At 31.3% G+C, this 10,167-nt stretch carries 9 protein-coding genes; 1 reads left to right on the top strand and 8 read right to left on the bottom strand.

Annotation, left to right across the window (positions count from 1 at the left end; translation table 11 throughout):
• Positions 1–38 precede the first annotated feature (38 nt).
• The 8 genes from htpG to recQ all read right to left on the bottom strand — a co-directional run bounded on the left by htpG (position 39) and on the right by recQ (position 8,835).
• The gene (gene htpG, locus ACN0WB_RS09520) at positions 39–1,931 is read right to left on the bottom strand and encodes a molecular chaperone HtpG (RefSeq protein ID WP_417431159.1); all 1,893 of its coding nucleotides are present in this window, start codon (positions 1,929–1,931) and stop codon (positions 39–41) included.
• A 144-nt stretch (positions 1,932–2,075) separates the two neighbouring features.
• A complete protein-coding gene (gene lpdA, locus ACN0WB_RS09525) occupies positions 2,076–3,479 on the bottom strand; it encodes a dihydrolipoyl dehydrogenase (RefSeq protein WP_417431161.1) in 1,404 nt (467 codons plus the stop codon).
• A 206-nt stretch (positions 3,480–3,685) separates the two neighbouring features.
• Entirely contained in the window at positions 3,686–4,639 is a 954-nt protein-coding gene (locus tag ACN0WB_RS09530) for a hypothetical protein (RefSeq protein ID WP_417431163.1), read from the bottom strand.
• Positions 4,640–4,649: 10 nt separating this feature from the next.
• The gene (locus tag ACN0WB_RS09535) at positions 4,650–5,729 is read right to left on the bottom strand and encodes a glycosyltransferase (RefSeq protein ID WP_417431165.1); all 1,080 of its coding nucleotides are present in this window, start codon (positions 5,727–5,729) and stop codon (positions 4,650–4,652) included.
• 62 nt (positions 5,730–5,791) lie between these two features.
• Positions 5,792–6,034 carry a hypothetical protein gene (locus tag ACN0WB_RS09540; protein ID WP_417431167.1) on the bottom strand — a complete coding sequence of 81 codons (243 nt, stop codon included), beginning with the start codon at positions 6,032–6,034 and terminating at the stop codon, positions 5,792–5,794.
• Positions 6,035–6,175: 141 nt separating this feature from the next.
• Entirely contained in the window at positions 6,176–6,382 is a 207-nt protein-coding gene (locus tag ACN0WB_RS09545; RefSeq protein WP_417431169.1) for a hypothetical protein, read from the bottom strand.
• Positions 6,370–6,621, bottom strand: a complete 252-nt coding sequence (locus ACN0WB_RS09550; protein ID WP_417431171.1) for a hypothetical protein — start codon at positions 6,619–6,621, stop codon at positions 6,370–6,372. Before ACN0WB_RS09550 ends, ACN0WB_RS09545 begins: the two co-directional genes overlap by 13 nt.
• A gap of 9 nt (positions 6,622–6,630) precedes the next feature.
• Complete coding sequence (gene recQ / locus ACN0WB_RS09555; protein ID WP_417431173.1) at positions 6,631–8,835, bottom strand: DNA helicase RecQ; 2,205 nt, start codon at positions 8,833–8,835, stop codon at positions 6,631–6,633.
• A gap of 102 nt (positions 8,836–8,937) precedes the next feature.
• Between recQ and ACN0WB_RS09560 the strand changes: the two genes are divergently transcribed.
• Positions 8,938–9,897 carry a KpsF/GutQ family sugar-phosphate isomerase gene (locus tag ACN0WB_RS09560; RefSeq protein WP_417431175.1) on the top strand — a complete coding sequence of 320 codons (960 nt, stop codon included), beginning with the start codon at positions 8,938–8,940 and terminating at the stop codon, positions 9,895–9,897.
• Positions 9,898–10,167: the final 270 nt, after the last annotated feature.

The raw sequence follows: 10,167 nt of genomic DNA on the forward strand, positions 1-10,167 counted from the left end.
AATTGAAACAGCTTTTTCATTAATTTTTGGAACTAAACTTAAGAAAGATTCGCATAAGAATTTTCTATAAAATTTGTCAAATCTTTTCCTTTTAAAAGGTTTTGAGATAATTTAGCCAAATTAAAAGCTTGATTAATCAACATTTTTTTTGATTCTGAATCTTCAGTTTTCAAAATTTTCTCCGCTAACTTACTATTAGAATTGATGACCAAATTATACATTTCGGGCATATTTCCCATTCCAAACATTCCGCCGCCGCCAGTTGCTTGCATATCTTTCATACGACGCAAAAATTCTGGTTGAGTAATTAAAAATGGCGCATCAGAACTGTCTAAATCTTCAACTTGAACGGTGTAAGAATTATTATTAAGATTTTCTTCAACCACTTTTTTCAATGATTCTTTTTCTTCGTCTTTTAATTTTGAAATAATCGGTTCATCTTTTTCAATTAATTTATTAAGATGATCTGCATCTACTCTTGCGAAAGAAATATTTTCTTTAGAAGTTTCTAATTTCTGAATTAAATGCGGCGCAATTGGCGAATCTAAAAGTAAAACTTCATAGCCTTTTTCTTTCGCTTTTTGAATGTAAGAATCTTGTGCATCTGCATTTGTAGCGTAAAGTAAAATGGTTTTTTTATTTTTATCGGTTTGGTTTTCTTTAATTTTTTCAATTAATTCATCCCAAAGAAAATAATTTCCATCAACGGTTGGGTAAAGCGCAAATTTATCAGATTTTTCGTAGAATTTCTCTTCAGAAATCATTCCGTATTCAATCACAATTTTAATGTCGTTCCATTTTTCTTCGTAGGATTTTCGATCTTCATTGATTAATGAAACCATTTTATCGCCCACTTTTTTAGTAATGTAACTGGAGATTTTTTTCACTGCGCCATCTGCTTGTAAATACGAGCGGGAAACATTCAATGGAATATCCGGAGAATCAATCACACCGCGCAAAAGCATCAAAAAATCTGGCACAATTCCTTTCACTTCATCGGTTACAAAAACCTGATTTTGGTACAACTGAATTTTATCTTTTTCAATATTTAAATTATTTGCCAATTTTGGGAAATATAAGATTCCAGTTAAATTAAACGGATAATCTACATTTAAATGAATATTAAATAAAGGCTCTTCAAATTGCATTGGATAAAGTTCGTGGTAGAATTCTTTATAATCTTCGTCATTTAAATCTGACGGATTTTTTGTCCAGGCTGGATTTGGATTATTAATAATATTATCAACTTCTACCGTTTCTGGTTTTGCATCTTCTGCAGCATCTTCTGGTAAAGGAAGCGTTTCTTTTTTGGTTCCAAATTTAATTGGAACTGGCATAAATTTATTGTATTTCGTCAATAATTCGCGGATGCGGTAATCTTCTAAAAACTCTGTAGAATCATCCGCAATGTGTAGAATAATTTCCGTTCCGCGTGTTGTTTTTTCTGGATAATCTTCCAAAGTAAATTCTGGAGAACCATCACAAACCCAACGAACTGCAACAGAATCTTCTTTATAAGATTTGGTTAAAATCTCCACTTCTTTTGCCACCATAAAAGCAGAATAAAATCCTAAACCGAAATGCCCAATAATTCCTGAATCTTTTGCGGAATCTTTATATTTTTCTAAAAATTCTTCTGCGCCAGAAAATGCAACTTGATTGATGTATTTTTCAACTTCTTCGGCGGTCATTCCTACACCGCGGTCAATAATGTGAAGTTTTTTATTTTCTTTATCTACTTTTACTTCAATTTCTAAATTGCCAAGTTCTGATTTTGCTTCACCGATGTTGCTTAAATGTTTTAATTTTGAAGTTGCATCTGTAGCATTTGAAATTAATTCACGTAAGAAAATTTCATGATCACTGTAAAGAAATTTCTTAATTAGCGGGAAAATATTTTCCACTGAAACATTGATATTGCCTTTTGTCATTTTAATTTTATTTTATAATTCTATTTTCAAGAATTCACAAAAAAAATACCAATAAAATAAGTCTGACAAATTGGCAAAAATTAAATAAAAAAAGAGAAGCCGAAACTTCTCTTTAATATTACGTAATTATTTTACTTTTTATTTTTAAAAATGAATGGCAATCTTCCCTGTCGCATCCAATGCGGCTTCTTTCACCGCTTCTGCGTAAGTTGGATGTGCGTGAGACATTCTAGAAATATCTTCTGCACTTGCACGGAATTCCATCGCAGTAACGGCTTCTGCAATTAAATCTGCGGCTCTTGCTCCAATCATGTGCATTCCTAAAATTTCGTCCGTTTTTGCATCTGCGATTATTTTCACAAATCCATCTACATCTCCAGAAGCACGGCTTCTTCCTAAAGCACGCATCGGGAAATTACCGATTTTTATTTCTACACCTTCTGCTTTCAATTGCTCTTCCGTTTTTCCAACAGCCGCAACTTCTGGCCAAGTGTAAACTACGCCTGGAATTAAATTATAATTGATGTGTGGTTTTTGTCCAGCCAATTGTTCTGCAACCAAAACACCTTCTTCAGATGCCTTGTGAGCAAGCATTGAACCTGCAACTACATCGCCGATGGCGTAAATATTAGAAACATTAGTTTGCAAATGGTCGTTGGTTTTAACTCTTCCTCTTTCATCCAAATCTACACCTGCTTTTTCAAGGGAAAGTCCGTCTGTGTAAGGTTTTCTACCTACAGAAACCAAAACATAATCACCTTCAAAAACAACTTCTTCGCCTTTTTTATCTTTTGCGGTAACTTTCACTGTATCTCCGTTTCTTTCTACAGATTGAACTCCAGTTGAAAGGTTGAATTTCATTCCTTGTTTTCTTAAAACTTTATTCAATTCTTTGGATAATGAACCGTCCATTGTTGGAATAATTTTATCCATAAATTCTACAACGGTCACTTCAGAACCCAATCTTTTGTAAACTGAACCTAATTCCAAACCTATTACTCCACCTCCAATTACGATCAAATGTTTCGGTATTTCCTTTAATTCTAATGCTTCCGTAGAAGTGATGATTCTTTCTTTATCTAAATTAATGAAAGGCAAATTACTTGGTTTAGATCCCGTTGCGATGATGATGTATTTAGAATCCAATGATTCTGTAGAACCGTCGGTTTTTGTTACTTTCACTTGAGTAGAAGATTCAAAACTTCCAACGCCTTCGAAAACGGTAATTTTATTTTTATCCATCAAAAACTGAATCCCTTTTGTAGTTTGATCGACCACTTCATTTTTTCTGGCAATCATTCTGCCCAGATCTGCAACAGGATCATTGATGATAATTCCGTGGTCTGCAAAATTATGTTTTGCATTATGAAAATGTTCCGAAGAATCCAAAAGTGCTTTACTTGGGATACAACCCACATTCAGGCAAGTTCCGCCCATCGTAGGATATTTCTCAATAATTGCAGTTTTGAAACCCAATTGTGCACATCTAATTGCAGCAACATAACCTCCAGGACCGGAACCGATTACGGTAACATCAAATTGACTCATTTTATTCTTTTTTATTTTAAATTGAATGTGGTGCAAATTTAAGGAAATTTTTTCCTTCAAGTCTTATAGAATACTCTGATTTTTCTTCTGCAACATACCAGAAATTTGAAATTTTTATTGACAAAAGTATTTAGCAAAAGCTAACTTTCTCTCAGAATCGAAAAGCAAATTTTAAAACTAATGAAACTCTCTGTGAAAGTAAAAAACTATTTAGTTTGGCTATACTCGTACTGATGCAAAAATTGCCACTCCTGATCACTTACATCTGAACGTTTGGAAACTTTTTTATTAAACTTAATAAAATGAACCAATAACTCATTGCTACCATAATGATGGAAAAGATTTGCTACGATACTATTACCAGAGTCGTCCTTCAATACCATTAATGAACCCATTCCATATACATTATTTTCAATATTGGCTTCGATTTTATAAATTAAATTGGAATTATTAACCGCACTGCTGAAATAGTTGTTTGGATATAATGAATTTACAGCCAAAGAAATTCCATAGAGAAAATTACCCCCACTTATATGCATAGATTTTGCCGTTTTTGCATCATCAATGTAAGTTTTTGCAACACAGAAAACATTCCCACTTTGTATATCTGTTGCTTTTATATAATCTACATATTCGTCGAGTTGTGGCATTACTTTATTATTTACGCTCACTTTTGGCATGTACATCTTCTTGCTTCCGCTTATTGCTTTCGTATTTTTAGGAACACGCGCTCTCCAATGTGAATTGTAAAACTTATATATTGTCCAGCTCATTTCTGGTTTTACTGTAAATTTTTGAGACGCTATAAATTCAGATTTTCCCTTAAGATAATTTCGTTCCTTTTCCGTAAAAGTTTTCATAATAATGTACTGATTAGTCTCTGATTCATTACTCATGCAATTTGCAAAACTTACTGCTGCAGCAGGATTAATTCTTTCTAAGCTTTGATAAATTGCAACAAATTCTCTGGCGAAATCACCCAGAGTTCCACCTTTTCCTTTTTTATTTAATTTATATTGTTTATAAAATGCTGCTGTTTTTTCTAAATTAATTCCATTTTCTGTTTCCGCAAGAAATTGTTTTGCTATAATCTGTGGAGACTGAGCAAATACAGTTTTAAAGCAAATAAACGCAACAAGAAATATTAAATATTTATTCATCTTTTAAAAATTATTTAGATAAATTTAATAATAAACTTTCGTACTTCTCTAAAATAATCTCCTTCGAAAACCTCAATTTTATAGAATTTCGAATCTGTCCTTTCTCAGGATTTTCCTTTAAAATCGATTTCAATTTTTTCGCAAATTTTTCGTGATTTTCAATATCAGAAATTTCTCCATTAATCTTTTCTTGAATAATTTCTGAAATTCCACCGGGACAATTGTTTGCTAATGAATAAGTCCCACAAGCTCCTGCTTCTAATAAAACATTCGGAAAACCTTCATAACGGGAAGAAAGCACAAATAAATCTGCAAATTTTAAAAATTGATAGGGATTTTTTTGTTGTCCGTGAAAGATGACATTTTCTAAGTTTAAATCTAATTTTAATTGATGTAAAACCGCTTTATCTCTTCCATCTCCCAAAATATGAAGTTTAATTTTTTCATTTTTTAAATGGCTGAAAACTTTTAGCAAATTATCAAATCCTTTTCTGAAAGAAAGATTTCCGATGGCAACAACATTTTTAAAATCATCCGAAAAAGAATTTGGCTTTTCAGCGTTTTCTAATTTTTCATTAATAAAATCAAAGTCAACAGGATTATTGATTTTAATAATTTTCTCTTTTTTAATTTTGAAACTCTCAATCAAATCATTTTGCATATCGTCACTCTGACAAATGATTTTATGATAATTATTGTAAAATTGATAGAAAAATCGGATTTTTTTTTTCGTAACGTGTAGAGAAACGACATTGGTTTCCCGCGCAATAAATTTAATTTTTGGAAAGAGTTTAATGACTAAAGCCAAATAAGCATTCACTTCGCCGAAACCACTAAATACAATATCGGGTTTTCTTTGTCGAATTTCTTTTAAAATAGGAATTAAAGAATTGCGAATTCTGGGCGTTTTGATGTCGATAATTTCTACATCCTCTTTTAAAAAATCCAGATAACCGCCTTCTTTTCTTAAAAGAAGAATTTTCGGAGTAAATTTTTCACGGTCGAGATGATTGGCAATTGTGGTTACAATCCTTTCTGCACCGCCAGTTTCGAGATCCGGAAGAATGAAAATGATAGAGATTTTTTTCATCCTTTTACAAAGAAATTATCGTAAAACTAAAACTCCGATAAATTCCACAACATATTTTTAAATTAGTCATTTTCAGGAAGGTTTTCAAGATGTGCGGTTATATTTTCAAATAATTCTTCAGAAGTCATGGCTGCAGCAAACTGTTGATCAAAATTATCTTTACTATTCGCTTTAGCTTCTGCAACAAAATTTACACTAATGTTTTTTTCTTTTAATTCAATTAGTTCTGATAAAACTTTCAAATCTTCAAGATTTGAAATCCACTTTATTAAATCGGTTTTTGTTTTTAAAATAGGAATTTTCATCAATAAAAATTATATGTTTCCAAATTTATAACAATTCGGGAAAATCGTGAGAATGGTTATTTAAGATATAATTTACAAGGAATTTGTTATCTTTTTGATTGAAGAAAATATACCAAGTTGTTCTTTTGTTCGCGGTAAACTTTAAATATTTTTTACCGAACTTTTGATATTTTTCTGGTGAAATTCTTGTGTTGGTTTATCTATGTTTTCAAAAATATATTGATAAATTTTCTCCCCATATTCTATGGCTGAATCCTCAAATCCAAAATAATCTTCATTGTAAAGTATAAAAACTAAATCGTGAATGTAATATTCAAAAGAATCTGAATAAACAATTATTTTTTCCAAGGTAAACTACTTATAAAAGTGCTTGTTCTTTTTCTCATTTCATCGTGAGGAATTCCTTTCGCAAATCTTTCATCAAAATCTTCATCTTGTAAAATATATTCTGCGCGAGATTCTTCAAAACAATCCGCAAATTTATTTTTTTCTTTAAAATTTATTAATTCCGATAAAACTTCCAAATCATCTAGATTTGAGATCCATTTAATTAAATCGGTTTTTGCTTCTAATATTGGGTTTTCCATCATTAAATTTTAATTTGCCACGTCTGAAATAAATTTAATTCTGAGCATTCTCACTTCCTCATCGCTCAAATCATCACCAAATTCTCCTAACAAAATTTTCATAGAATCACTTTCAGATTCTTTCATAAAATTCATAAATTCTTCTACTAAATCTTCATCAAAATTTTCATCGATATAATAATCAATATTGAGTTTAGTTCCTTGGTAAACAATTCGTTCCATTTCTTTAAGAAGTTCGTCCATCGAAAGATTTTTCGCTTTTGCAATGTCTTCTAAATCTATTTTTTTGTCTGTATTTTGAATGATAAAAACTTTGTGACTGGATTTATTTGCAACTTGTTTCAAAACCATATCTTGAGTTCGCTCAATATCATTTTCTTCTACATATTTTTTGATAAAATCAGCGAAATCTTTTCCGTATTTTTTTGCTTTTCCTTCACCCACTCCATAAATTTTACTTATCTCTTCAATACTTATGGGATATTGAACTGTCATATCCTCCAAGCTTGGATCCATAAAAACTGTGTATGGTGGAATGCCAAATTTGTTTGCTACTTTTTTTCGCAAATCTTTCAGTTGCAAAAATAAATTTTCATCTAAACCTCCACTGCTTTGGACTTCTACTTGATCAGAATCTGCTTTTGTTTGCGCCAAATCATATTGTCTGTCTTCAGAAATAAGAAACGGATTTTTATTTTTCCCCGCTAAAGTTTCTAAACCATTTTCTGTTAATTTCAAAACGCCATAAGTTTCAATATCCTTCTGAAGAAAATTTTGAACTGTGGCTTGTCTTATAATAGTTTTCCAGTAATTTTCAGATTCTTTTTTACCAGAGCCAAAATGTTTATTGGTTTCTAGTTTATATGATTTTGTGGTGGGACTTTCTTTCCCCATTAAAACTGCGATTAAATCTTTAGTTCGAAATTTTTCTTCTAATTCTTTGATAAGTTGTAAAACTTTAGTTAAATCTTTAGTTGCATCTTTTAAAGCAACAGGATGTGTAGAATTATCGCACATTTTTGCACCTTCACCTTTCTCGGGATCAAATTGTTCACCGAAATAATTTAATAAATATTGACGGCGATTCATTGAAGTTTCTGTGTAACCAGTTACTTCATTTAAAAGTTGTAATCCAATTTCTCTTTCTGCAACTGGTTTTTGCGCTAAAAATTTTTCTAGTTTTTCAATATCTTTTGGATCGTAAAATGCTAAACAATAACCTTCGCCACCGTCTCTTCCAGCTCGTCCAGTTTCTTGGTAATAACTTTCTAAAGATTTTGGAATGTCGTAATGAATTACAAATCTCACATCTGGCTTGTCAATTCCCATTCCAAATGCGATGGTTGCAACAATTACGTCTGCTTCTTCCATCAAAAATTTATCTTGATTTGCCACTCTTGTCTTTTGGTCTAAACCAGCATGATACGGCAAAGCATTGATTCCATTAACTTGTAAAAGTTGTGAAAATTCTTCTACTTTTCTACGGCTTAAACAATAAATAATTCCAGATTTCCCTTTGTATTTGCTAACAAATTTTACAATTTCTCTGTCAATATTTACTTTTGGACGAACTTCATAATACAAATTCGGGCGGTTAAAACTTTCTTTAAAAACCGTCGCATTTGTCATTCCCAAAGTTTTCTGGATGTCATCTTGAACTTTCGGTGTTGCAGTTGCCGTTAAAGCTATGACGGGCAAATCTGCAATTTTATCTACAATTGTTTTTATATTTCTGTATTCTGGCCGAAAATCATGCCCCCATTCTGAAATACAATGCGCTTCATCAATGGCAACAAAAGAAATTTTTACGGTTTTTAAAAAATCTTGATATTCTTCTTTTATTAAACTTTCTGGTGCAACATAAAGTAGTTTGGTTTTTCCTGCTTTTATGTCATCCATTACTTGTTTTGTCTGCGCTTTATTGAGTGAGGAATTTAAAACATGCGCAATTCCTTCATCTTCAGAAAGTCCATTGACGGCATCTACTTGGTTTTTCATTAAAGCAATTAACGGCGAAACTACAATTGCAGTTCCCTCAGAAATTAAAGCTGGAAGTTGATAACAAAGGGATTTTCCACCACCAGTCGGCATTAAAACAAATACATCCTTCCCTGATAATAAAGTTTCGATAATTTCTTCCTGTTGTCCTTTGAATTTAGAGAAACCAAAATATTTTTTAAGTTCGTGGGATAAATTGGTGTTTTTTGTTTTCATCTAATTTTGTTTGCTAAATTTGCACATATTATCAAAGTTATAAAAAAAAATATGAAATTCAATTTTTTAAACTTTTACTTTTAATTAAACTTTACCTTTAAATTGAAAAATATAGAACTCCTAAATTTAGCAAAAAAATCTATCGAAATAGAGATTAAAGAATTAAATCTTTTAAAATCTCGCATTGATGCCGAGTTTTTAAAAGCTTTACATTTAATAAATGATGCTACTGGGAAATTAGTAATAGTCGGAATCGGTAAATCTGCACACGTCGCAAACAAAATTGTGGCCACTCTAAATTCTACAGGAACGCCTTCTCAATTTTTGCACGCTTCTGAAGCTTTTCATGGTGATTTAGGTATTATTCAAAAAAATGATGTGGTTTTATGCATTTCAAATTCTGGAAATTCTTCTGAAATCGTAAATGTTCTTCCCTATTTAAAACAATACAGTTCTGCTTTAATTGGAATGACAGGAAATCTTGAATCGAAATTGGCAGAATATTCTGATGTGGTTTTAAATACTTTTGTAGAAAATGAAGCTTGTCCCATAAAATTAGCGCCCACAAGTTCTACAACAGTTCAAATGGCTCTTGGCGACGCACTTGCGGTTTGTTTAATGGAAATGAAAAATTTTAAAGAACAAGATTTTGCAAAATTTCATCCCGGTGGAAGTTTGGGTAAAAATCTCACTGCAAAAGTGGAACAATTTCTTTCCTCAAATAAACCTTCAGTTTCTGAAAATGCAAAAATTAGAGAAATAATTATTTCAATTTCAAGTTCAAAACACGGTATAACGGTTGTTTTAGAGAATGAAAAAATATTGGGAGTTATTACAGACGGCGATTTGCGAAGAATGCTTTTAAATAACGATTCTTTAGAAAATATAACGGCTGAGAAAATTATGTCTAAAAACCCTAAAAGTATCGATAAAAATGCTTTGGCAAAAGAAGCAATGCAAATTTTGAAAGATAAAAATATTGGGCAATTGATTGTAACCGAAAGCAGAAAATATTTTGGGATTATTGATATTCACAAGCTTTTGGACGAAGGAATTATTTAATATTTACTTGCAATCCGTGACCATTATATATTTTGATTGTTCTATCTCATAAAAAATCCAATGTCACGGGTTTTAATTAAAAATAAGAAAAATATTTTATGCAACGTAAGTTTGATAGCACGGATTCCAAATCCACCTTTACTTTGTATTTATAAAAAAAGTAACTTTATTCAAAGAAAAGCAGAGGTGAACTAGCAAATCCGCAAAGTTTATGACTTATATCGCGCATTAGTCCTCTGCTTTGTCTTTGAATCTCGTTGAATTGCTTCA

Origin of the sequence: Halpernia sp., assembly GCF_048269545.1 — a bacterium.
In the GTDB taxonomy this organism is placed as follows: domain Bacteria; phylum Bacteroidota; class Bacteroidia; order Flavobacteriales; family Weeksellaceae; genus Halpernia.

Excerpts from the sequence above, each read along its gene's own strand:
- ACN0WB_RS09530 (WP_417431163.1), bottom strand. The coding sequence starts at position 4,639 with ATGAATAAATATTTAATATTTCTTGTTGCGTTTATTTGCTTTAAAACT.
- htpG (WP_417431159.1), bottom strand. The coding sequence starts at position 1,931 with ATGACAAAAGGCAATATCAATGTTTCAGTGGAAAATATTTTCCCGCTA.
- ACN0WB_RS09540 (WP_417431167.1), bottom strand. The coding sequence starts at position 6,034 with ATGAAAATTCCTATTTTAAAAACAAAAACCGATTTAATAAAGTGGATT.
- ACN0WB_RS09550 (WP_417431171.1), bottom strand. The coding sequence starts at position 6,621 with ATGGAAAACCCAATATTAGAAGCAAAAACCGATTTAATTAAATGGATC.
- lpdA (WP_417431161.1), bottom strand. The coding sequence starts at position 3,479 with ATGAGTCAATTTGATGTTACCGTAATCGGTTCCGGTCCTGGAGGTTAT.
- recQ (WP_417431173.1), bottom strand. The coding sequence starts at position 8,835 with ATGAAAACAAAAAACACCAATTTATCCCACGAACTTAAAAAATATTTT.
- ACN0WB_RS09535 (WP_417431165.1), bottom strand. The coding sequence starts at position 5,729 with ATGAAAAAAATCTCTATCATTTTCATTCTTCCGGATCTCGAAACTGGC.